This is a genomic window from Ferrovibrio sp. (assembly GCF_041906005.1).
GTDB lineage: Bacteria > Pseudomonadota > Alphaproteobacteria > Ferrovibrionales > Ferrovibrionaceae > Ferrovibrio.
In genome coordinates this window covers 3,219,033-3,239,322 of the sequence record NZ_JAYRJY010000001.1, presented here as the reverse complement: position 1 = coordinate 3,239,322, position 20,290 = coordinate 3,219,033, and the positions used below count along the sequence as shown (strand labels likewise).

The following is a 20,290-nucleotide window of genomic DNA, read 5'->3' as shown; positions in this document are numbered from 1 at the left end:
ATATAGGTGCGCCCGGGCCGGATGGCAGCCCGGGCAAGCAAAGGGCGGGCGGACTATAGCCGCGCTTGGCCGGCGAACAAGAAAAGATGGCGGCGGAACTGCACCGGGCGGCAGCGGTTTTGCTGCGTGCTGGCGGCGATGTGGACACGTTTTTCATCGTTTTGCGCATGTTTTGATGCCTTAACCCATTGAAATCACTTGAACGGCCTGTTGCGATCAATTCACAAAGTCAATTTGCTGGACAGGCCGGCCGGTTTATGAGAACATAACACGAACTGACCCTTCCGGCAAGGAGACAGCCATGTCGCCCGCCTCCCCTCAAAGCATGCCCCTGCCCGCCCCCATGCCCACCCGCCATATCGCGGTGACCATCGACCGGCCCTTTGAGGAGGTGAACGCCTTCCTGGCCGATCCGTCGAACTGGCCGTCATGGGCCAGCGGGCTGGGTACCCTGCGCCGGCAGGTGGATGGCAGCTGGGTGGCCGACCAGGCCGGCGGTCGGGCGACCATCGCATTCACCCCGCGCAACGAATTCGGCGTGCTCGACCATCGCGTGACCACACCCGAAGGCCATGTGATCGACGTGCCGCTGCGCGCCATACCGAACGGCCGCGGCTGCGAAGTGGTGCTCACCCTCTTCCGTCATCCGGCAATGGATGACGCGACATGGGAGCGCGATCAGGACTGGGTGAAGAAGGATTTGGAGAAACTGGCTGCATCCGTTTAAGCCCTCGTCCTCCCCTTCCGTCATGCCCGGACTTGATCCGGGCATCCACGTCTTCTCCTTCGAGAACACATAGAGCCGACAATAAGACATGGACCCTCGGGTCAAGCCCGAGGGTGACGAGTGGAGGGTAATGGCGGCAATTCCCGGGCCGCCAAATAATAATTCAAATATACTTGCATACGGAAGCATATCGGTATATATCCGGCGACATGAGCAACGCCACCGCCCTTTCCGCCCTGCTGCGCCTGTTCCGCGCCCAGGCCTTCCTCGATGCCCGGCTGAACCCCGAACTCAATTCGGTGCATGGCCTGGGGCTGAATGAACTGCTGCTGCTGATGCAGCTGGCCCATGCGCCGCTGCATCGCCTGCGCCGCGTCGACCTGGCCCAGCGCCTGCACACCAGCCAGTCCACCATCACGCGCATGTGCCTGCCGCTGGAGAAATCCGGCTTCGTGAAGCGCGAGGCCGATCCGCGCGATGCCCGCGTGGGCTATGTGGTGCTGAGCAAAACCGGCCTCACCCGCGTGGAGGAAGCCGAGAAGACGCTGAAGCGCAAGGCGGCAGACGTGTTCCGCGACCGCTGGGATTCAGACGAGATCGCAACCCTTTCCGAGCTGCTCGGCCGCTTCACGGCGGCCCTGCCCGGCGACATTCCATGACGACGACATAACCAGCCTCTCAGGCAGAAAGACAGGACCATGAAAATCGAAACTGGACAGGTGGCCGTCATCACCGGCGGCGCCAGCGGGATCGGCTTTGCCCTCGCCAAAGCCCTGCTCGCGCGCGGGGTGCAGATCGCCCTGGTGGATATCGAAGCCCCGGCCCTGACTGAAGCGGCCGCCGAACTCAGCGCGCAGCAGCCGGGCGGCAATGTCGCCGCCTTCACCGCCGATGTGAGCGATGCCGCCACCATGACGGCTTTGGCCAACGAAGTGGCCTCGCGCTTTGGCGGCGTCGACCTGCTGGTCAACAATGCCGGCGTCGGCGGGCTGCTGGGGCCCATCTGGGACAGCCACCCCAATGACTGGCCCTGGGTGTTCGGCGTCAACGTGTTCGGTGTGGTGAACGGCCTGCGCGCCTTTTTGCCGGGCATGCTGGCGCGCGAGCGTGCGGGGCAGCATGCACCCGGCCATGTGCTGAACGTGGCCTCGCTGGCCGGCCTCACCGCGCCGCCATTCCTAACGGCCTATACGGCGTCGAAGCATGCCGTGGTGGGGTTGAGCGAAAGCCTGGCGCAGGAGCTTGCCATCGTGCAGTCGCGCATCCGCGTCTCCACCGTGTGCCCCGGCGTGGTGCGCTCGCGCATTAAAGAGTCTGGTCGCAACCGGCCGCCGGCTCTGGCCGGCGCCAGTCGCACGCCGCCCGAGATGCTGGCGCGCATCGAGGCGGCCTTTGCGGCGCAGATGCAGAATCCGATGGAGGGTGACGCGTTCGCCGCGCGGGTGCTGGCCGGCATCGAGGCGAACGAGCCGCTGATACTGACGCATCCGGCGGAGAATGCCCATGCCCTGGCGCGGCTGGAGGGCGTGCGCGCGGCGGTGGCGCGGCAGGCGGGCGAACAGCAGGCGGCGTAAAGGGTCTGCGTCAGCGGCGCGGGTCGAAGCGCGGATCGGGCGGCCGTTTCAGCACGCTGACGCGGCCATTGCCCTCGATCACCACCATGCTGGCTTCGTCCAGGCTGGCGATGCCGTGACCACGCAGGGCGGCGATCAGGTCATCCTCGCTGATCTTCTGCGCGCGCACGGCTTTGCGGTCGATGCGGCCCTGCTCCACCACCACGCTGGCACGCCCCTCGATCCAGCGTTCGAGCCGCGGAAAGCGCAGCGTGAGATGCTCGATCACCCAGCCGATCAGCAGCAGCGTCGCCATCGACACCAGGCCGCCGGCCAGCGTCTCGTCGCCGCCCAGCATGGCATTCTGCACGGCTTCGCTCACCAGCAGCAGCACGACGAGATCGGACGGCGTGGTCTGGCCGATCTGGCGCCGGCCGATCAGGCGCAGCAGCATCAGCACCACGCCATAGATCAGCGCGGTGCGGCCGGCCACCAGCAGCAAGTCGAGGGCTTCAGTCATGGGCTGCACAACGCCGGTGCGCGACGATGGTTCCGCATGCCCGGCAATGTCAGGCGACAATTCGGTGCTTGCACGGCGCGCGCGGCGGCCTAGTCTGCCGCCATGCTGAAGATGCCGCCATGCTGAAGATTCTGGGCAAGGTTTCCTCGATCAACGTGCGCAAGGTTCTGTGGGCCTGCGCCGAGATGGACGTGCCGTATACGCGCGAGGACTGGGGCGCGGGCTTCCGCTCCACCGACGATCCGGCCTTCGCCGCGCTCAATCCCAACCGCCTGGTGCCGGTCGTCATTGATGGCGATTTCGTGCTGTGGGAATCCAACACCATCCTGCGCTATCTGGCGACGAAGCATGAGCGCTTCGACCTGCTGCCGCGCGCCGATGCCGAGCATGCCCGCGAACGTGCCCGCGTGGAACAATGGATCGACTGGCAGGCCACCGACTTCAACACCGCCTGGCGCTATGCCTTCATGGCCCTGGCCCGCAAGGCGCCGGGGTATGACGATCCGGCACAGATCGCCGCCTCGCTGAAAAACTGGGCGGCGATGCTCGCCATCATCGACAATCAGTTGCAGAAGACGGGCGGACATATCGCGGCGCACGAATTCACCCTGGCCGACATCCCCGTTGGCCTGGGTGTGCATCGCTGGATGATGACGCCTGTGGAAGACGCCGGCTTCACGCGGCCCGATTTCCCCGCCATGCGCGCCTATTGCGACAAACTCACGGCGCGCGATGCATTTATCGCGCATGGCAGTTTGGGCGTTGCATGAGTCGAAACGGCGCGACAGCATAAGACGGCACCGGACGAGTCGTCCGGTTCATCCGACGTCCGGGGGGACTTCATCCATGATCATGCGTCACGCCGCGCGCCTTGCGGCATTCTGTGTTGTGGCCTGCAGCCTGGTGGCGATGGCCGCCGAGGCGCAGCCGATGCGTCGCCAGCCCCAGGAACAGGGCCCGCAGGGTGGCGCGGGCCCGATGGGCCGCGGCCCCGGCGGCGAAGCCGGCCAGCGTCCTGAAGGCCAGCGTCCCGAGGGTCAACGTCTTGAGGGTCAGCGTCCCGATATGCCGCGTGGCGACGTGCCGCGCTGGATCGATACCCATGTGCATCTGGTCAGCGGCGCCACCAACACCACCGGCGACTGGGCCGGCGCGGTGCGTGCCGCGCTTCCTGACATGGACAAGAACAATATCGGCCTCGCCATCATTATGCCGACGCCGCAGCCGCCCGACCGGGACCTCTACGACTACACCGACTTCGCCGATGCGGTGAAGAAGCATCCCGGCCGCTTCGCCTTCCTGGGCGGCGGCGGCACGCTGAATCCGATGATTCATACCCAGCCCGATGCCGAAACGGTGGATGAAGCGACGAAGAAGAAGTTCACCGACATCGCCAACAGCATCATCGATGCCGGCGCGCTGGGCTTCGGCGAGATGTCGGCCAACCACCTGTCGGTGGCCGACGCGCATTCCTATCATCGCTCGCGCCCCGACCATCCGCTGTTCCTGCTGCTGGTCGAGATCGCGGCGAAACGCAACGTGCCGATCGACTTCCACATGGACGCGGTGATCGAACCGATATCGACGCCGCAGAAACTCAGGGACATGTCGCAGCGCAATCCGCCGACGCTGACGCCGAACCTGGCGCAGTTCGAAAAGCTGCTGGCCCATGAGCGCGGCGCCCGCATCGTCTGGGCCCATGCCGGCGTCGACCATACCGGCGTGCTGAGCGTCGAGCTGATCCGCCGCATGATGAACGCGCATCCCAACCTCTACATGAGCATCAAGGCGCTGCCGCAGTCGCCGGAGCCGAACACGGCGCTGGCCCGCGAAGGCCGGCTACGGCCGGACTGGCGCAAGCTGATCGCCGAATTCCCCGACCGCTTCGTGATGGGCACCGACCGCTTCTACGGCTCCTCGGCCGTGCCGATGACGTCAGGTGGCCGCGCCGGCGGCGGCCAGCGCGCCTCTGCCGGCAGCATCTTCATGGAACGCACCGTGCCGTTCACAACGGCGGCACAGACCCTGCTGTCGCAGCTGCCGCCGCAACTGGCGCAGAAGGTGGCGGTCGACAATGTGAAGGCGATCTACCGTTTGCCTTAACCCGGCAGGCCGAAAGCCTACACCGGCATGCATACTAAAAGGTGCGCATACGTGTGAATACACATGCAATAGTTGTGGTTGGCATCTGAGCGGCATATAAGCTTTCCAGTGCTGTCCGCTTTTCCCGTCCCGGCCGCAGCGGGCCGGGCCGGCGGACAGCCTTACTGGGGAGGATCGCCGATGCGTTGGATCACTTGCGCAGGGCTGGCCCTGCTGCTGACCGCCCTGCCCTCGGGCGCCTGGGCCCTGTGGGGCGTGAACGTCATCGCCAACAACTCGCCACAGCCGGTGACGATTTCGTTCCCGGTTGGAGCCGGCAGCACCAACGGCCTGTCGCAGCGCTTGAGCAACTGGGGCGGCCCGACCGCCATCGTGATCATGGGCAGCGGCGTGATCTATTTCGACGATCGCGGCCACAACACGCCCTGCGGCCGGCCCTATTGGGGCGTGCGCATCACCTTCAAGGACCAGGTCTGGGGATTTTTCTACGACGGTTACGGCCAGGTGAATGTCAGCATCGACGCGAACGGCAATCCCAGCTTCACGGCCTCGTCGGCCGGTTCGCAGGTGGTGCAGGGCGACGGTCCGCCGCGTTGCACCGGCTAGTCGCGCGGCAGCGGATAATCAGGAGACCCGTCATGATCGTCTCGATGATCGTTCCCGTCATCGGCGCGGGTTTGCGCCACGTTCTGCGCCCCGCCGACTGGGCCATCGGCCTGCGGGCCAGCCTGTTCGCGGTGCTGCTCGGCTTGGCCGGCGCCGTCGCGGCACCATCTTCGCCGGCCTATGCCGTCTGCGGTGAAGACCTGCAGCCGCCCTGTCAGGTGGAGCGCGCCCGCGCACCATGCTGGTCATGCCTGGGCTCGTTCTGCGCGAGCTGCTTCTACAAGGCCGAGGAATGCAATCACGCGGAACTCACTGTGCAGGGCGGCCTGTGCAAGGGCCCGCCGAGCACATCGATACCCCGGCCGCTACCCGTCGATTTCTGGGATGGACCGAACCACGTCACGCAAGGCTATTACGCCATCGTCGATCTGGCGGCGGCCTGGATCGTGATCCCCAATCTCGACCAGGACAACAGTTGCAAAGGCGCGACGCGTGGCGGCGTGCTGTTTCCCAGCCCGATGCGCACCGTGCCCCAGGACCAGAACATGCTGACCGTGCCGGACTGGGCCGAGACCTCGCTATACGGCTCACGGCTGGCCATCAACGGCAGCTTCTTCGAAGTGAATGGCTATTCCGGCGGCGGCGACCTGCATTCGGAACTCTGCACCTTCGTCTACGGCTATACCCTGAGCAACCGCCAGCTCGTGCGGCAGGAAGAGCAGATCAAGGCCTACAGCATGGGGCGGCCGCCGGTCTTCCGCGATCCCGGCACGCTGGTCTTCTACACGCCGGGCAGCCCGCGATATGCCGATATCCGCTGGTTTCCGATGTTTCCCAGCGATCCGTTTACCGTGCCGGCCAATTTCCAGAATGCCATTTCCGGCACTCAGCTGCTCAGGAATGGCGCCTATGTCGGCGATGGCGTCGCCGGACCCGATCCGGCCTGCCGGCTGGCCCGCACGGCCGTCGGCCTCAGCATAGATGGCCGTCAGCTCATTATGGTGGTGGTCAATCCCGGCGATCACGGCACCTGTTCGCAGCCGGTCGCCGCAACCACACTGGGTTCGCTCGCGACCTACATGAAAAGCCTCGGCGCCGAGAATGCCATCGCGCTGGATGGCGGCGGCTCATCACAGATGTTCTATACCGATTACCGGTCGGGCATACTCCGCTCGTTGCCCAGCGATACGGTATGGCCGAAAACCGGCTTCGACCCGAACAAGAAGTATTATCGCCCGGTCGGCAATTTCCTCGGCATCCGCTGACGCGCCATCAGACTATCCAGCGCGCCACGATGTAGAGGCCGAGCAGCAGCAGGCCGATATAGAAGACGCGCCGGAAGGCGGTCTCCGACAGGCGATGCCGCAGACGTCGGCCCAGTGCCATGCCGAGCAGGGCCGGCGCCAGGCAGGCGGCTGACAGCGCAAGCAGCCCGGCGCCGAGCTGGTCGCGGCCGCCCAGGCTGGCGCCGAGTCCGAGGGTGGAGGCCATGAACAGCAGGCCCATCGCCTGCACGAGCTGGTCGCGGCTCAGCCCCAGCGCCTGCAGATAGGGCACGCCGGGCACCACGAAGCTGCCGGTCAGGCCGGTGAACAGCCCGTTGACGATGCCGGCGAGCGGCCCGGCCCAGATTTCATGCCGGGCCGCGATATGCAGCGGCGGCCGCAGCAGGCCGAGCAGCGCATAGACCACGAGCAGCAGCCCGAGCAGGGCGGCCAGCGTCCTGCCATCCACGGCATCGAGTGCGGCGCTGCCCGGCCAGATGGCGATGCCGGCACAGAGCAGGAAGAGCCACAGCCGCCGCAGCAGCAGGCGGAAATGCCCGCCGCTGAACGCCTGCCACAGATTGGTCACGAGGTTGGGCGCCAGCAGCAGGATCATCGCCAGCTTGAGGTCGAGCGTGGCGGCGAGCAGGCCGAGCGAAATGCTGGGCAGGCCCAGCCCGATCACCCCCTTCACCATGCCGGCGAGCAGGAAGACGACGGTTATCCAGGCCAGGGTTACGGGATCAAAAGACATGCACGACTCCGGAGATGACAACGCCGGACATCATGCCGCATCAGGGGAGCGGGATGTTTCGGTTCTGGCCGAATTATTGTCAGAGCCAGAGCAGCAAGAGCGCCAGCACGGCCGGCAGGGTCTGTATGTAGAGGATCTTGCGCGCCGCCGTGGCCGCGCCATACAGGCCGGCAATGGCGATGCAGGCAAGGAAAAAGCTTTTGATATGCAATGCCGCAGCCGCATCGCCGAAGAGCGGCACATAGAACAAACCAAAGGCCAGGCCGGCGGCGAGGAACCCGTTATAGAGCCCCTGGTTGGCGGCCAGAACCGCCGTGGCCTGTGCCTTCTCCGGCGTATTGCTGAAGGCGCGCAAGCCGGCCGGCCTGGTCCACAGCACCATCTCCAGCACCATGATATACACATGCAACAGCGCGATCAGGGCGACCAGGATATCGGCAATCAGGGTCATGCGGAAAACCACTCCGCGACGGATTTGAACAGGCCCAGCCCGGCGGTTTCCGCCAGACGGATCTCGGCCCAGGTGAGCCCAAGCAGCACGCATTCCTGGCGCGGGGCATTCTGCTGTTTCAGCAGGCGGCGCAGGCGCTGCGCCCGCTGCGCCTCGGTGTCCATCGGCCGGAAGGGCAGCGTCAGCAGCGCCTCGACCTTGCCATCATGCAGCGCGTTGATCTGCTGCAGCAGGCGGCGCCGGCTGGCGGCATCCAGCGGGCCGGTCATCGCCTCGTCGAGCAGCAGGAACAGCCGGCCATCGAGCCGCGCGATCTTGTCGGCGATCTCCGGCGCGGCAGCCAGATGCAGCCCGCCATCACGGTCGCGCGCCACCTCGAAGGCATGATGCAGCGGCAACAGCAATACGGAGAGATGGCAACCGTGATCGAGCAGGGCGAGCGTGACATCGCGATAGCCCAGGCCCAGCCGGGCGGCGCGGCGCAGGCGCATCTGCACGATCTCGCGCGGCGGGGTCTTCCAGGCTTTGGCATGGGCGCGGCGCCAGGCCACGCCGATCCCCGACATGTCGAGCGGCGGCCCGCCATTATGGCCGATGCCGGCCAGGCGCGGCGGCACCAGACCGGATACAGCCGGTGGCCGCCGCAGCAGGGTTTCGACATTGGGATGCCGGAGATGGAAAAAACGATCGCCCATGACGCCTCGTTACAATCCCGTAACGCGCATCAGTCTTCCGCATATGCCGCAGGGCGTCAATCGCGCTTGTAATACCCGCCTGGCGTGGCGTAACCGGATTTCTACTGCCCGGCACACGACGACATCGCTAGCGTCGCGTCCTGCCCCAGCAGCCATTGAGCCGATTCATGTCCGCCCTGCCCGTCCAGACCCTGTCTCCCATCGGTGTTACCAGTGGAAATGTCTGGCCGCAGATCCGCGATCCGAACATGCATACCTTCCTGCGCTGCTGGGCGCAGTGGCGCCAGCCGGCACCGCGTTTCGGTCCGGTCGATGCGCCGACCGGCCTGCTGCCGCCACGCCGGCGCGACATCGACCCCATCGCCCTGCGCCATTGCCTGCCGCATCTGTGGATTTTCCGCGTCGACCCCGACCTGCGGAATGCGCGGCTGACCCTGGCCGGCGAGGAAATCCTGTTCTACTGGGGCCGCGGCATCATCGGCCACGACGTGAATCAGCTCTGGAATGACAAACAGGCGGCAAGGCTTGGCCTCGACCAGCTTGTGCGCTGCGCCGCCACCCCGGCGATCATCCATGGCCGGCCGCAGAATCACGCTCCCAAAGCCTATGGCCTGCGGATCGAACGGCTGATGCTGCCGCTGATGAACGACGACGGCTCGCCCTTCGGCGTGATCGGCTACAGCCTGTTCCAGCGCGACCCGGACTGGACCAAAGCGATCCAGCCGCGTCTCAACGAGATGCTGAACATCTATCCGCTGGCCGACCTGCCCGACCTGCCACCCGACTGACAGGCCCAACTGGCAGACAGGCCCGACTGACAGGCAGGGCCAGGACTGCTAGGCTGCGCGGCAGGCTTCGGAGGGCCGCGCATGCTGGAGTCCCAGATCATCAATTTCGCCGCCGCACTGGGCATCGGCCTGCTGATCGGCGCCGAACGCGAGCGGCGCAAGGGCGCACGCTCGGCGGCCGGCATCCGCACCTTCACGCTCGCCGCCTTGGCCGGTGCCGCAGCGCAAAGCATCGGCGATGCCCTGCTGCTGACGGTCGCGGTGGCCGGCACCGCCCTGCTCTGCGCCGTGGCCTATATGCGCCAGGCCGCCCCCGCCGAAGCCGCCGATGGCGACGACAATTACGGCCTCACCTCCGAGATCGCGCTGATGCTGACCGTGCTGCTGGGCGGCTTGTGCATGCTGCAGCCGGTGCTGGCGGCCGGAATCGGCGTCACCGCCGCCATATTGCTGGCAGCGCGCACGCCGATGCATATCTTCGTGCGCCAGGTGCTGACCGCGACGGAAGTGCGCGACGCGCTGATCTTCGCCGGTGCCACTCTGGTCATCCTGCCGCTGCTGCCCGACCGGGCGATGGGACCCTTTGCCGCCTTCAACCCGGCGAAGATCTGGATCGTGGTGATCCTGGTGATGGCGATCGGCGGTATCGGCCACATTGCCGTGCGGGCGCTGGGCGCGCGCTACGGATTGCCGCTGGCCGGCTTTGCCGGAGGGTTCATTTCCAGCACCGCCACCATCGGCGCAATGGGGCAACGCGCCCGCAACACACAGGCGCGCAATGCCGCCGTCGCCGGTGCCGTGCTGTCCACCGTTGCCACCGTGGCGCAGATGACATTGGTGCTGGCGGCGACCAGCCTGCCGGTATTGCGCCACCTGGCGCTGCCGCTGGCGCTGGCCGGCGCCGCCGCCATCGCCTATGGCGCGATCTTCACGGTTTACGCCCTGCGCCAGACCAATGAAGAAGAGAAAGAGCCGGGCCGCGCGTTCAGCCTGACCGGCGCGCTGGTGTTCGCCGCCGTGCTGGCGACGGTGCTGTTCGCCGCGGCAGCGTTGCAGCATTATTTCGGCGAAGCCGGCGTGCTGGTGGTGGCCGCGCTGGCCGGCTTTGCCGATACTCACGCGGCAGCGATTTCGGTGGCATCGCTTCAGATGGAACCGCATACAGCGGCGGCACCGGTGCTCGTCGCCTTCACGACCAACACGGTCAGCAAAATGGTATTTGCCTGGACCGGCGGCGGCAGCGACTATGCCCTGCGCGTGATCCCCGGCCTGATCGCGGTGGCGGCCGCAGCCTGGGCCGGGCTGCTGCTGATCTAGCCGTCAGTTATCGTCGGAGGCGTAAGGGTTCTTGCCCTTGCGCAGATGCATGCGGATCGGCACGCCCTGCAGGTCGAACACCTCGCGCAGCCCGTTGATCAGGTAGCGCAGATAGGATTCGGGGATGAAGTCGGCGCGCGGCGCAAACAGCGCGATGGTCGGCGGCCGCGCCTTGACCTGGGTGGCATAGCGGATGCGCACGCTGCGCCCGCCCGCCAATGGCGGCGGGTTGCGCGTGGTGGCTTCTTCCAGCCAGCGATTGAGCTGCGCGGTGGGGATGCGCCGGTTCCAGCGTTCATACTGCGCCATCACGGCAGGCAGCAGACGATCCAGATGCCGGCCGGTGAGCGCCGAGAAGGTGACGACGGGAATGCCGCGTGCCTGCGGCAGCGAGGTCTGCAGCCGGTCCTCGATCTCCTTCAGGGCGAGCGCGCGATCTTCCACCGCATCCCACTTGTTCACCGCGATCACCAGCGCGCGGCCTTCCTGCAGCACATGGTCGGCGATGGTGAGGTCCTGCTTGTCCATGCCCAGCACGGCGTCGAGCACCAGCACCACAACCTGCGCCATGCGCACGGTGCGCAGGGTATCGGCGACCGACAGCTTTTCCAGCTTGTGCTCGACACGCGCCTTGCGCCGCATGCCGGCGGTATCGACCAGCTTGACCCGGCGGCCCTGATATTCCCATTCGATGGCGATCGCATCGCGGGTCAGGCCGGGCTCGGGGCCGGTCAGCAGGCGGTCGCTGCCGATCAGCTTGTTGATCAGGGTGGACTTGCCCGCATTCGGACGGCCCACCACGGCAAGCTGGATCGGACGATTGAGGTCTTCCGCCGGCACCTCGGCATCGGGATCGATGTCGATGTCGGCCTGCACCATGTCGAGTTCATCGGCATCGTCGCCCGGCACCGCATCGGTATTGCCGGCGATATGCTCCATCAGCGCCAGCGAGAGATCGTACAGGCCCTCGCCATGCTCGGCCGAAACCGGCAGCGGATCGCCAAAGCCCAGGCCATGCGCCTCGGCCACGCCGAAACCACCGGCACCGCCTTCACATTTATTGGCCAGCAGCAGCACCGGCCGTTTCTGCTTGCGCAGCCAGTTGGCGAAATGCCGGTCCAGCGGCGTGACGCCGGCGCGGCCATCGATCACGAACAGCACCACGGCCGCCTCGCGCACCGCGGCCTCGGTTTGCAGCCGCATGCGGCCAGCCATGCTGTCGTCGTCGGATTCTTCCAGGCCTGCCGTGTCGACGGCGGTGAATTCCAGGTCGCCCAGCCGCGCCGCGCCTTCACGCCGGTCGCGCGTCACGCCCGGCGTATCGTCGACGATGGCAAGCCGGCGGCCGACCAGGCGATTGAACAGCGTCGACTTGCCGACATTCGGCCGGCCGACAATAGCGACTTTTGCGGGCATGACCTGCCTTAGCGATACGCGATCAACTGCGCGTTGTCAGTAACGACGTAGAGCGTGCCATCGGCGACGACCGGCGCCACCGATGCCTTGTCGGGCAGCGATACCTGGCCGATCAGATCGCCGGTATAGGGCGACACGGCAAACAGGCGTTCGTCGGTGGAGGCCAGCAGCAGGCGATCGCCCGCCAGCACCGGACCATACCAGGTGATGATCCCCTTGCGCGTCTTGGCCTTGGGATCCTCGTAACGGCGCAGCTGGCGGATCCATTTCACCTTGCCGTCACGGCGCGACATGCACAGCAGTTCGGCGTCGATGGTGACGGCATAGATGAAATCGCCGGCAACCCAGGGCGTTTGAATGCTGGGGATCACGCGCTCCCAGATGCGTTCGCCGCTGCGCATGTCGAGCGCGACGAAACGGCCTGACTGGCTGACGGCATAAACACGGTCGCGATCGATCACCGGCCGGCCGTTGATGTCGTTCAGCGCACCGGCCTGGCTGATGCGGCCCGAGGCGCGGATCAGCTGCTCGCTCCAGACCACCACGCCGGTATCGGCGCGCAGGGCCAGCAATTCACCCGACGAGAACGGCACCACGACGATGTTGCCATCGACGGCGGGATTGGCCGCGCCGAGAAAGCCCGCGGTTTCGGCCACACCGGCATAGGTCCACAATTCATTGCCGCGATCCAGGTCAAGCGCGTGAACCTGGTTGTCGTAGGTGACGACGAAGACGCGATTGCCATCCGCCGCCGGTGCGCCGCGGATCGGCTGCTTGAGCGAAGCGACCCAATGCGCGAGGCCGGTGGAAGATTGCAACGCGACGACATCGCCATAGCCCGTGGTGACGATCACCTTGCCGGCATGCCAGGCCAGGCCGCCGCCGATGGCGCCGCCCTCTTCCTTGCGCGGGGTGAGTTCGACGCGCCACAGGCGCCGGCCGGTGCTGGCATCGTACGCGCTGACGCGGGCTTCGGAGTCCATGGCGAAGACGCGGCCCTCGGCCACAACGGGCTGGGCCAGGATTTTCTGTTCCTCGTCAGCCGAGCTGCCGAGATCGGCCGTCCAGGCGCGGCCGAGCTTGTCGCCCAGCGCGAGGTGATACATGGCATGGCCGGGATAGCCGCCGCCCTGGGGCCATTCCGGATTGCGCCACGGCTTGGACAGTGAAACGGGCGTTTCGGCCAATTGCGGATCGGGGTCGAGCTGGCTGTCGAAGGCGAGCACGGAAATGCGCTCGCCGGTGACCACCGGCTTGGGATCCTCGGCAAACCAGTCGGAAACCGTGTCGCAACCGGCAAGCGCAACGGCGGCCACAGCGATGGCGGCGAAGCGGAACATCGGACGATGCATCTGCATAACGGTCTGCCCGGTTACTGGACCGGACCGCCAAGGGCGGCCAGCAATTCGGCGGCGCGGCCACGCAGGCCAGCCGGCACCAGGGGATCATCGGCCAGCGCGGTAAGCTGCTGCCGGGCGGCATCGCGGTTGCCGGCCTTGAGTTCGGCCAGCGCCTGCAATTCGCGGCCATTGGCATACCACGGGCTGTCGCCCGGGATCGCGGCGACATGCTTGCGCACACCCTCGGCGCCCAGGGTATCGAAGCCATGGAAGGCGGCGAGGTAATTGGCGAGATCGCGGAAGCGCTGGTTGATGCCGCTGTCGGCTGCGATGGCGTCATAGGCGGCGATGGCGCCGGGCATGTCCTTGGCCTCGATCAGCACGGCGGCCTGCTGGAAACGGGCCAGCAGGGCATAGCCATCCTTGCCGCTGGCCGCCATGTCGGCGAAAGCCTTCGCGGCATCGGCGGGTTTGCCGGCCTGGGCCTGGTTGAGCGCGGCGGTGAAAGCCGCGCCGGCGGCGGCGGCTTTTTCGCTCTGCCAGGTCTTCCAGACCTGATGACCGGCCACGCCGGCCAGCAACAGGATGACGAGGCCGATGGCGTAGGGGCTCCAGCGCTTCCAGGCTTTTTCCAGCCGGTCGCGGCGCACTTCCTCGTCGACTTCCTCGATGAAATTGGCCACAGGCGACTCCCTGAACGAACAGCCGGTCTGGCGACCGGTTCAAAACGGCGCGTACCTTACCTGCATCGCGGCACGATGGCAAAGCCCGGAAGACTCCCAAATTTTGGGGTAACCATTTGATAACACATCGAGTCTTGGCAGGACTCGGAAAATCGACTAACCTGCCGGCCGTCTATAAAGTCAGGGAAGACGACGCCGGTGCTTTGCCGGCCGACCCTTCGAAGGGGGAAAGCCTCATGTTCGGATTCCGGAAAGCGACCGTCGCCTTGGCGATCCTTGCCGCCGCGGCCAGCCTCGCCGCAGCCGGCGCCGCCCAGGCCCAGTCCAAAAAAGGCGCCAAGCCCACTGCCCTGATTCCCTTCGAGGCCGAACGCGCCAAGGAGCGCGGCGACCGCAACCTGATCCGCCTGAACGACGACATCACCCGCATGTCGTCTGCCCGCGTGGTGGAACTGCCCGTGGTGGACGGCCGCATGGGCGACCATGCCCGCCTCGACGATGTCGAGATCTTCTTCCCCTTCGGCAGCATCGTGCTCGCCACCGCCGAATTCCACAAATACCGCCCCGCCCTCGTGGCCAGCGCCGCCGTGACGCCGATCCCCGATGTCAGCCCCGATCCGCGGTATGACCGGGTGAAGCATTTCGATCACCAGCTCGGCAAGGTCTGCGCCAGCGAGAAACTGGGCGACGGCCAGCGGATCGAAATGCGCATCAGCCCCGAACGCGTGCTGTCGCTGGTGCATGTGAGCCCGGCCAAGTTCCAGGGCCCCACCGCCTCGGACAATCCGTCCTACAAGGTGGTCAGCGCGCTGGAAATGCGGTTCCTGTCGTTCAAGGAACCCGAGGCAGAGCGGCTGTACCGGCAGTGCCAGCGCTCGGCCGCGGCATCTGGCGGCACCAAGGTTTCGCAGGCCGACTGATCCCCTTTTCGTGGCGGTATGACGCAGTCTGACTGGCTACGACTGGCCGGACTGGCGCTGGCCCTGCTGCTGATCCTGCCTGGCATCCTGCGGCTGCCCGGCGCCATCGGCGGCCGGCGCCTGCTGCTGTTCATCGCGGCCTGGCTCGGTATCTTCCTGCTGGTCGGCCTGGCCTACAGCTTTTTCGCCGGCTGAGGCTGGCCGTGCGCGCCGCGCGCTCCAGATAAGAAAAACGGTTTCACGCGGATTTTATCACCGGGCGGCATCGCGCCGGCCCACAATCTGCCGCCTGATCTGCCGCCTTGTCCGCCCGCCGCGGGATCGTTTCGTCTTAACCGGAGGAAAAACATGAACGCCGATTTGCTCAGCCTCGTTCCCAAAGTCGATTTCAGCCGCCGTGGTTTCATGGCCACCAGCCTGATCACCGGTTTCACGGTGGCCGCCGGCCCCGTCATGGGCCAGACCGCGATCAAGACCGATGCCACCGGCCTGAAAGACGGCGAGGTCGATATTCCGGTGAAGGGCGGCATGATGAAAGCCTATCGCGCCCAGCCAGCCGGCGCCGGCCCCTTCCCCACCATCCTGGTGGTGCAGGAAATCTTCGGCGTGCATGAATACATCAAGGACACCTGCCGCCGTTTCGCCAAGCTGGGCTATCAGGCGATCGCCTCCGACCTCTATGCCCGCCAGGGCGACATGAGCAAGGTGACCGACATGCAGGGCGCCATCGCGGTGGCCGGCAAGGTACCGGACGCGCAGGTGATGGCCGATCTGGATGCCACCGCCGCCTGGGCGGCCAAGAATGGCGGCAACCCGAACAGGCTGGGCATCACCGGCTTCTGCTGGGGCGGCCGCATCACCTGGCTGTATGCGGCGCATAACCCGAAGGTGAAGGCCGGCGTGGCCTGGTATGGCCGCCTGGTCGGCCAGGCCAGCGAACTGACGCCGAAGCATCCAATCGACATCGTCAAGGACCTGAAGGCGCCGGTGCTGGGCCTCTACGGCGCCGCCGACCAGGGCATCCCGGTCGCCAGCGTGGAGCAGATGAAGGCCGCGTTGGAAGCGGCGAAGAAGTTCAACACCTTCTACGTCTACCCCGACACGCCGCATGCCTTCCACGCCGATTACCGGCCGAGCTATCGCAAGGCCGAAGCCGAGGATGCCTGGCAGAAGGCGGTCGGCTTCTTCAAGGTGCATCTGGGTTAACACGACTGCGGGCCGCCCTTCAGGGGGCGGCCCGCTTAATTCTGCCCATCGAGCGGCCGGCGGTAGATCGCGCCCATGATCATTCCGATCGCCTCCGGCGCATCCTCGCGGCCCAGCGGCAGCAGCAGGCGCTCGTGTGTGAACCAGCGCCCATCGATCACATCGTCGAATTTATGCAGTTGCGGCGCGGCGGCTTCCAGCGCCTGCAGATACTGTTGCTGCACCCGCGCGGCAAAGGCCGGCGGATTGAGCTGGTCGACATAGCGGCCGGTCATCTCCTGGCCGTAATCGCGGGTCAGATCGACGCCCCAGAGGCGATAGCGGAACCGGATCGCGGGTTCGCGCTCCACATCCACCAGCAGCACATGGCCAAGCGCAAACGCCAGATCGAGCGGATCGATATCCCGCCGCAGCGGAAAGCGCCGTGCGCCCCGCTTTGCCTCCCAGTAGGCCAGAAGCCGTTCCAGCTGCGGATGCAGAAATTCCACGCCGCCCCCGTTTCCCCCGATGGCCCAGTATGGCGGGGGCAGACCGGCGGCGGCAATCGCAAATGAAAAAGCCCGCTCCGGCGGAGCGGGCCCTGTCGAAGCCCGGACGGAACAGGTCCGCCCGACGCGTCAGAGCGTATCCTTGAGCTGCTTCGACGCCTTGAAGCGCACCGACTTCGAGGCGGCGATCTTGATCGTCTCGCCCGTCTGCGGGTTGCGGCCCTTGCGGGCGCCGCGCTTGGACACCTTGAAGGTGCCGAAGCCGACGATGGTGAAACCGCCTTCCTTCTTCAGCGACTTCGCCATCGCCTCGAAGACGGCATCGACGGCGTCGCCGGCGGCAGCCTTGGTGGTGCCCGCGGTCTCGCGCACGATTTCGATCAGATCAGCCTTGTTCATCACACCCTCCAGAATTCTGCGGATCAGCCCGCCATACAGAATCGGACGATCCGCAGCGGGTGAAAGCAGTTACCACATTCACCGCCCCAGACAAGGCCAACAAGGGCCCGCCAAACCCTTGTCATTCGCGGCATTTGCGCCAATCGCGATTCGACGCATGGGTGACGCAGCGAGTCGCTATCCAACGTCGCAGCGACCCGATTTGATCGAGATCAAAGCCGCGACGGAACGCCGCTGGCTAGCCTCCGGCCCGCAAGAAACATCCGCAACCGAATCCGGGGGAGACACATCATGCCGTTCGGCGAACAGCTTTACCTCATCGGCGCCTGCGCCGCTTTCGCGGTCTTCGCGCTGGCGCTGGCCTTCTGCCGCGTGACCTCGGCCGATCTGCCGAAGTAAGTCAGCCCAGCAGAGACCTGTGCAGGAGGGCGCGCAAGGCGCCGTCCTGCACCATGCGCTTGGCCGCCGCCAGGTCGGGCGCCAGATAACGATCCTCGGCCATCATCGGCACGGCATCGCGCAGCAGCCTTTGCGCCTGCTGCAGATGCGCGCTGGTGCGCAGCGGCGCGCGCAGATCGACACCCTGCGCGGCACAGAGCCATTCCACCGCCACGATGCCGGCGGCGTTCTCGGCCATGGCCAGCAGGCGATAGCCGGCATGGGCCGCCATGGAGACATGGTCTTCCTGGTTGGCCGAGGTGGGGATCGTGTCGATGCTGGCGGGATGGGCGCGCTGCTTGTTCTCGGACGCCAGCGCGGCGGCCGTCACCTGCGCGATCATGAAGCCCGAATTGATCCCGGGTTTGGGCGCCAGGAAAGCCGGCAGGCCGCTCAGCACCGGATCGACTAGCAGCGAGATGCGGCGTTCGGAAAGATTGCCGATCTCGGCCAGTGCGATGGCGATGATGTCGGCGGCAAAGGCCACCGGTTCGGCATGGAAGTTGCCGCCGGAGAGGATTTCCCCTTCACCGAAGACCAGCGGATTGTCGGAGACGCCGTTGGCTTCGCGCTCCAGCGTGCCGGCGGCCTGGCGCAGCAGATCGAGCGCCGCGCCCATCACCTGCGGCTGGCAGCGCAGGCAATACGGGTCCTGCACGCGTTCGTCGCCGGTGCGGTGCGAGGCGCGGATGTCGGAGCCGTCCAGCAGTTCCAGCAGCAAAGCCGCCACCGCGATCTGGCCAGGCTGGCGCCGCGCGGCATGGATGCGCGGATCGAATGGCGTGTCGGAACCGGCGGCGGCATCGACGGACAGCGCGCCCGTGACCAGCGCAGCCGCCGTCACGTCTTCGGCGGCGAACAGCCCGGCGAGCGCCAGTGCCGTCGAAACCTGCGTGCCATTGAGCAGCGCGAGGCCTTCCTTCGCGCCGAGCTTCAGGGGTTGCAGGCCCGCCTTCGCCAAACCTTCGGCGGCCGGGCATTCGCGGCCGGCGATGCGCACGCTGCCCTCGCCCAGCAAAGGCAGCACCAGATGCGCCAGCGGCGCGAGGTCGCCCGAAGCGCCGACCGAGCCCTGCGCCGGCACGCAGGGCAGCATATCGGCATTCAGCAATGCCCGCAGGGCCTCGATGGTGTTCCAGTGCACACCCGACAGGCCCTGTGCGAGGCTGTTGATCTTGAGCAGCAGGATCAGCCGCACGATCGCATCGGGCAGCAAAGGCCCGGTGCCGACCGCATGGCTGAGCACCAGGCGACGCTGCAGCTCGGCCACCTGATCGGGCGCGATGCGCACGCGGGCGAGCTTGCCGAAACCGGTGTTGACGCCGTAGACCGCTGCATCGCCGGCAGCCGCGCGCGCCACGGTATCGGCGGATGCCTCGACAGACGCCCGCGCCGAGACGTCGATCTCCAGCCTGAAGGCGCCGCCGCGATAGAGCCGGGCCAGGTCGGCGAGTGTGAGCGTTCCGGGCGTCAGTCGATAGACCACGCGCATCCCCGTTTTGATGGATGAATTGAGTATAGGCTAAGGCTGGGCCGGTCAGGTTGTCTATACATGATTATTTGACTTGCCGTCTTTCGCGCCACGGTCTTTAATTAGGCATTCGCGCCGGGGCCAATGGCGGCCGCGGCCGTAGCCTTCCGGGGGACTAAACACATGAAAAAGATGTCGATTTTGGGCGCTGCCGCCGCCCTGGCCCTGCTCGCCGGCGCGCCCGCCATGGCGCAGGACATGCCGAAAGTGGTGCTGGGCATGAGCGGCTGGACCGGCTTTGCGCCGCTGACCCTGGCCGCCGATGCCGGCCTGTTCAAGAAGCGTGGCGTCGATGTCGAGATCAAGTTCATCCCGCAGAAAGAACGCCACCTGACCGTCGCTGCCGGCGCCACCCAGGCGGTGGCCACCACGGTCGATACCTATGTGGCCTGGACCTCGGCCGGCGTGCCGCTGACGCAGGTACTGCTGCTCGACAAGTCGAAGGGCGGCGATGGTCTGGCCGTGCGCAACAACATCAACTCGGTGAAGGACCTGAAGGGCAAGACCATCGCCGTCGATGGCGCCGGCACCACGCCGTATTTCGTGCTGATGGTGATGCTGCACCGGAACGGCATGGGCCCGAAGGACGTGCAGTACGCCACCCTGGCACCGAACCCGGCCGCCCAGGCTTTCGTCGCCGGCCAGTATGATGCCGCCTCGACCTACGAGCCGTATCTGTCGTCGATCCGCAATGCGCCGGACAAGGGCAAGATCCTGCACACCACGATCGAATATCCGGTGGTGGTCGACATGCTGGCCTTCCAGCCCGACTACATCAAGAAGAACCCCAAGACCGTGCAGGCCGTGGTGAATGGCTTCTTCGACGCGCTGGACATGATCAAGAAGGAACCCGACAAGTCCTACGAGATCATGGGCGCCAAGGTGAAGCAGACCGGCCCGGATTTCGCCAAGTCGGCCGCCTTCATCGCCTGGCAGGACAAGGCCGCCAACCAGGCCTATTTCAAGGGCGACCTGCAGGCCTTCATGAAGGAAGCCGCCGACATCCAGCTCGAATCCGGTGTGATCAAGTCGATCCCCGACCTCAAGCCGATGGTCGACGACAGCTTCATCAAGTAAGCCAGCTTTCAAG

23 protein-coding genes are annotated in these 20,290 nt (G+C 66.1%); 13 read left to right on the top strand and 10 right to left on the bottom strand.

Translation table 11 applies throughout. The features are described from left to right. Positions 1–301: 301 nt before the first annotated feature. The 3 genes from ACE3OO_RS15925 to ACE3OO_RS15915 all read left to right on the top strand — a co-directional run bounded on the left by ACE3OO_RS15925 (position 302) and on the right by ACE3OO_RS15915 (position 2,301). Complete coding sequence (locus ACE3OO_RS15925) at positions 302–727, top strand: SRPBCC family protein (RefSeq protein ID WP_374304420.1); 426 nt, start codon at positions 302–304, stop codon at positions 725–727. A gap of 209 nt (positions 728–936) precedes the next feature. Further along, the gene (locus ACE3OO_RS15920) at positions 937–1,386 is read left to right on the top strand and encodes a MarR family winged helix-turn-helix transcriptional regulator (RefSeq protein ID WP_374304419.1); all 450 of its coding nucleotides are present in this window, start codon (positions 937–939) and stop codon (positions 1,384–1,386) included. Between the two features lie 39 nt (positions 1,387–1,425). Further along, positions 1,426–2,301, top strand: a complete 876-nt coding sequence (locus ACE3OO_RS15915; protein ID WP_374304418.1) for an SDR family NAD(P)-dependent oxidoreductase — start codon at positions 1,426–1,428, stop codon at positions 2,299–2,301. A 10-nt stretch (positions 2,302–2,311) separates the two neighbouring features. On the opposite strand, the gene ACE3OO_RS15910 is transcribed toward ACE3OO_RS15915, so the two are convergent. Next, positions 2,312–2,800, bottom strand: coding sequence for a DUF421 domain-containing protein (locus tag ACE3OO_RS15910; protein WP_374304417.1), 489 nt, complete (start codon positions 2,798–2,800; stop codon positions 2,312–2,314). Between the two features lie 119 nt (positions 2,801–2,919). On the opposite strand from ACE3OO_RS15910, the gene ACE3OO_RS15905 reads away from it, so the two are divergent. The 4 genes from ACE3OO_RS15905 (at position 2,920) to ACE3OO_RS15890 (ending at position 6,774) form a co-directional block, all read left to right on the top strand. Then, positions 2,920–3,570 (top strand): glutathione S-transferase family protein, encoded by a 651-nt coding sequence (locus ACE3OO_RS15905; protein ID WP_374304416.1) that lies wholly within the window; start codon positions 2,920–2,922, stop codon positions 3,568–3,570. Between the two features lie 76 nt (positions 3,571–3,646). Continuing rightward, positions 3,647–4,903 carry an amidohydrolase family protein gene (locus ACE3OO_RS15900; RefSeq protein WP_374304415.1) on the top strand — a complete coding sequence of 419 codons (1,257 nt, stop codon included), beginning with the start codon at positions 3,647–3,649 and terminating at the stop codon, positions 4,901–4,903. Between the two features lie 180 nt (positions 4,904–5,083). Then, positions 5,084–5,509 carry a hypothetical protein gene (locus ACE3OO_RS15895; RefSeq protein ID WP_374304414.1) on the top strand — a complete coding sequence of 142 codons (426 nt, stop codon included), beginning with the start codon at positions 5,084–5,086 and terminating at the stop codon, positions 5,507–5,509. A gap of 32 nt (positions 5,510–5,541) precedes the next feature. Beyond that, positions 5,542–6,774 carry a phosphodiester glycosidase family protein gene (locus tag ACE3OO_RS15890; RefSeq protein ID WP_374304413.1) on the top strand — a complete coding sequence of 411 codons (1,233 nt, stop codon included), beginning with the start codon at positions 5,542–5,544 and terminating at the stop codon, positions 6,772–6,774. 7 nt (positions 6,775–6,781) lie between these two features. Here the strand turns inward: ACE3OO_RS15890 and ACE3OO_RS15885 are convergent, their stop codons facing one another. The 3 genes from ACE3OO_RS15885 to ACE3OO_RS15875 form a co-directional block, all read right to left on the bottom strand. Next, positions 6,782–7,528: a sulfite exporter TauE/SafE family protein gene (locus ACE3OO_RS15885; RefSeq protein WP_374304412.1), complete on the bottom strand. Its 747-nt coding sequence runs from the start codon at positions 7,526–7,528 to the stop codon at positions 6,782–6,784. Positions 7,529–7,607: 79 nt separating this feature from the next. Continuing rightward, positions 7,608–7,979 carry a DUF1304 domain-containing protein gene (locus ACE3OO_RS15880; protein WP_374304411.1) on the bottom strand — a complete coding sequence of 124 codons (372 nt, stop codon included), beginning with the start codon at positions 7,977–7,979 and terminating at the stop codon, positions 7,608–7,610. Further along, a complete protein-coding gene (locus ACE3OO_RS15875; RefSeq protein WP_374304410.1) occupies positions 7,976–8,674 on the bottom strand; it encodes a hypothetical protein in 699 nt (232 codons plus the stop codon). The genes ACE3OO_RS15880 and ACE3OO_RS15875 overlap by 4 nt, the downstream gene beginning before the upstream one ends. Before the next feature lie 167 nt (positions 8,675–8,841). Here ACE3OO_RS15875 and ACE3OO_RS15870 point away from each other — a divergent pair, with 167 nt between their 5' ends. Both ACE3OO_RS15870 and ACE3OO_RS15865 read left to right on the top strand, forming a co-directional pair. Next, positions 8,842–9,462, top strand: a complete 621-nt coding sequence (locus ACE3OO_RS15870; protein ID WP_374304409.1) for a PAS domain-containing protein — start codon at positions 8,842–8,844, stop codon at positions 9,460–9,462. A gap of 81 nt (positions 9,463–9,543) precedes the next feature. Further along, a complete protein-coding gene (locus ACE3OO_RS15865; protein ID WP_374304408.1) occupies positions 9,544–10,779 on the top strand; it encodes an MgtC/SapB family protein in 1,236 nt (411 codons plus the stop codon). A gap of 3 nt (positions 10,780–10,782) precedes the next feature. On the opposite strand, the gene der is transcribed toward ACE3OO_RS15865, so the two are convergent. The 3 genes from der to ACE3OO_RS15850 are packed head-to-tail and all read right to left on the bottom strand — an operon-like array spanning position 10,783 to position 14,218. After that, positions 10,783–12,195, bottom strand: coding sequence for a ribosome biogenesis GTPase Der (gene der, locus ACE3OO_RS15860; RefSeq protein ID WP_374304407.1), 1,413 nt, complete (start codon positions 12,193–12,195; stop codon positions 10,783–10,785). Positions 12,196–12,203: 8 nt separating this feature from the next. Further along, on the bottom strand, positions 12,204–13,553 hold the full coding sequence (locus tag ACE3OO_RS15855; protein WP_374304406.1) for a PQQ-binding-like beta-propeller repeat protein: 1,350 nt from the start codon (positions 13,551–13,553) through the stop codon (positions 12,204–12,206). 14 nt (positions 13,554–13,567) lie between these two features. Further along, positions 13,568–14,218 (bottom strand): tetratricopeptide repeat protein, encoded by a 651-nt coding sequence (locus ACE3OO_RS15850; protein WP_374304405.1) that lies wholly within the window; start codon positions 14,216–14,218, stop codon positions 13,568–13,570. 236 nt (positions 14,219–14,454) lie between these two features. Between ACE3OO_RS15850 and ACE3OO_RS15845 the strand changes: the two genes are divergently transcribed. From ACE3OO_RS15845 to ACE3OO_RS15835, 3 genes are all read left to right on the top strand, one after another. Next, positions 14,455–15,138 carry a hypothetical protein gene (locus ACE3OO_RS15845; protein WP_374304404.1) on the top strand — a complete coding sequence of 228 codons (684 nt, stop codon included), beginning with the start codon at positions 14,455–14,457 and terminating at the stop codon, positions 15,136–15,138. Positions 15,139–15,156: 18 nt separating this feature from the next. Further along, the gene (locus tag ACE3OO_RS15840; RefSeq protein ID WP_374304403.1) at positions 15,157–15,333 is read left to right on the top strand and encodes a hypothetical protein; all 177 of its coding nucleotides are present in this window, start codon (positions 15,157–15,159) and stop codon (positions 15,331–15,333) included. Positions 15,334–15,486: 153 nt separating this feature from the next. Beyond that, positions 15,487–16,344: a dienelactone hydrolase family protein gene (locus tag ACE3OO_RS15835; protein ID WP_374304402.1), complete on the top strand. Its 858-nt coding sequence runs from the start codon at positions 15,487–15,489 to the stop codon at positions 16,342–16,344. 35 nt (positions 16,345–16,379) lie between these two features. On the opposite strand, the gene ACE3OO_RS15830 is transcribed toward ACE3OO_RS15835, so the two are convergent. The 3 genes from ACE3OO_RS15830 to hutH all read right to left on the bottom strand — a co-directional run bounded on the left by ACE3OO_RS15830 (position 16,380) and on the right by hutH (position 19,161). Continuing rightward, a complete protein-coding gene (locus ACE3OO_RS15830) occupies positions 16,380–16,832 on the bottom strand; it encodes a PAS domain-containing protein (RefSeq protein ID WP_374304401.1) in 453 nt (150 codons plus the stop codon). Between the two features lie 129 nt (positions 16,833–16,961). After that, the gene (locus ACE3OO_RS15825) at positions 16,962–17,231 is read right to left on the bottom strand and encodes an HU family DNA-binding protein (protein ID WP_374304400.1); all 270 of its coding nucleotides are present in this window, start codon (positions 17,229–17,231) and stop codon (positions 16,962–16,964) included. A gap of 400 nt (positions 17,232–17,631) precedes the next feature. Beyond that, positions 17,632–19,161: a histidine ammonia-lyase gene (gene hutH, locus ACE3OO_RS15820; protein WP_374304399.1), complete on the bottom strand. Its 1,530-nt coding sequence runs from the start codon at positions 19,159–19,161 to the stop codon at positions 17,632–17,634. Between the two features lie 162 nt (positions 19,162–19,323). Between hutH and ACE3OO_RS15815 the strand changes: the two genes are divergently transcribed. Then, positions 19,324–20,277: an ABC transporter substrate-binding protein gene (locus tag ACE3OO_RS15815; protein WP_374304398.1), complete on the top strand. Its 954-nt coding sequence runs from the start codon at positions 19,324–19,326 to the stop codon at positions 20,275–20,277. The last annotated feature ends 13 nt before the right edge of the window (positions 20,278–20,290 follow it).

Bases quoted from the DNA above. Each gene is read 5' to 3' on its own strand.
- ACE3OO_RS15835 (WP_374304402.1), top strand. From the start codon at position 15,487: ATGAACGCCGATTTGCTCAGCCTCGTTCCCAAAGTCGATTTCAGCCGC.
- ACE3OO_RS15845 (WP_374304404.1), top strand. From the start codon at position 14,455: ATGTTCGGATTCCGGAAAGCGACCGTCGCCTTGGCGATCCTTGCCGCC.
- ACE3OO_RS15825 (WP_374304400.1), bottom strand. From the start codon at position 17,231: ATGAACAAGGCTGATCTGATCGAAATCGTGCGCGAGACCGCGGGCACC.
- ACE3OO_RS15910 (WP_374304417.1), bottom strand. From the start codon at position 2,800: ATGACTGAAGCCCTCGACTTGCTGCTGGTGGCCGGCCGCACCGCGCTG.
- ACE3OO_RS15880 (WP_374304411.1), bottom strand. From the start codon at position 7,979: ATGACCCTGATTGCCGATATCCTGGTCGCCCTGATCGCGCTGTTGCAT.
- ACE3OO_RS15895 (WP_374304414.1), top strand. From the start codon at position 5,084: ATGCGTTGGATCACTTGCGCAGGGCTGGCCCTGCTGCTGACCGCCCTG.
- ACE3OO_RS15900 (WP_374304415.1), top strand. From the start codon at position 3,647: ATGATCATGCGTCACGCCGCGCGCCTTGCGGCATTCTGTGTTGTGGCC.
- der (WP_374304407.1), bottom strand. From the start codon at position 12,195: ATGCCCGCAAAAGTCGCTATTGTCGGCCGGCCGAATGTCGGCAAGTCG.
- ACE3OO_RS15885 (WP_374304412.1), bottom strand. From the start codon at position 7,528: ATGTCTTTTGATCCCGTAACCCTGGCCTGGATAACCGTCGTCTTCCTG.
- ACE3OO_RS15865 (WP_374304408.1), top strand. From the start codon at position 9,544: ATGCTGGAGTCCCAGATCATCAATTTCGCCGCCGCACTGGGCATCGGC.
- ACE3OO_RS15815 (WP_374304398.1), top strand. From the start codon at position 19,324: ATGAAAAAGATGTCGATTTTGGGCGCTGCCGCCGCCCTGGCCCTGCTC.
- ACE3OO_RS15855 (WP_374304406.1), bottom strand. From the start codon at position 13,553: ATGCAGATGCATCGTCCGATGTTCCGCTTCGCCGCCATCGCTGTGGCC.
- ACE3OO_RS15840 (WP_374304403.1), top strand. From the start codon at position 15,157: ATGACGCAGTCTGACTGGCTACGACTGGCCGGACTGGCGCTGGCCCTG.
- ACE3OO_RS15915 (WP_374304418.1), top strand. From the start codon at position 1,426: ATGAAAATCGAAACTGGACAGGTGGCCGTCATCACCGGCGGCGCCAGC.
- ACE3OO_RS15875 (WP_374304410.1), bottom strand. From the start codon at position 8,674: ATGGGCGATCGTTTTTTCCATCTCCGGCATCCCAATGTCGAAACCCTG.
- ACE3OO_RS15920 (WP_374304419.1), top strand. From the start codon at position 937: ATGAGCAACGCCACCGCCCTTTCCGCCCTGCTGCGCCTGTTCCGCGCC.
- ACE3OO_RS15870 (WP_374304409.1), top strand. From the start codon at position 8,842: ATGTCCGCCCTGCCCGTCCAGACCCTGTCTCCCATCGGTGTTACCAGT.
- hutH (WP_374304399.1), bottom strand. From the start codon at position 19,161: ATGCGCGTGGTCTATCGACTGACGCCCGGAACGCTCACACTCGCCGAC.
- ACE3OO_RS15890 (WP_374304413.1), top strand. From the start codon at position 5,542: ATGATCGTCTCGATGATCGTTCCCGTCATCGGCGCGGGTTTGCGCCAC.
- ACE3OO_RS15905 (WP_374304416.1), top strand. From the start codon at position 2,920: ATGCTGAAGATTCTGGGCAAGGTTTCCTCGATCAACGTGCGCAAGGTT.
- ACE3OO_RS15925 (WP_374304420.1), top strand. From the start codon at position 302: ATGTCGCCCGCCTCCCCTCAAAGCATGCCCCTGCCCGCCCCCATGCCC.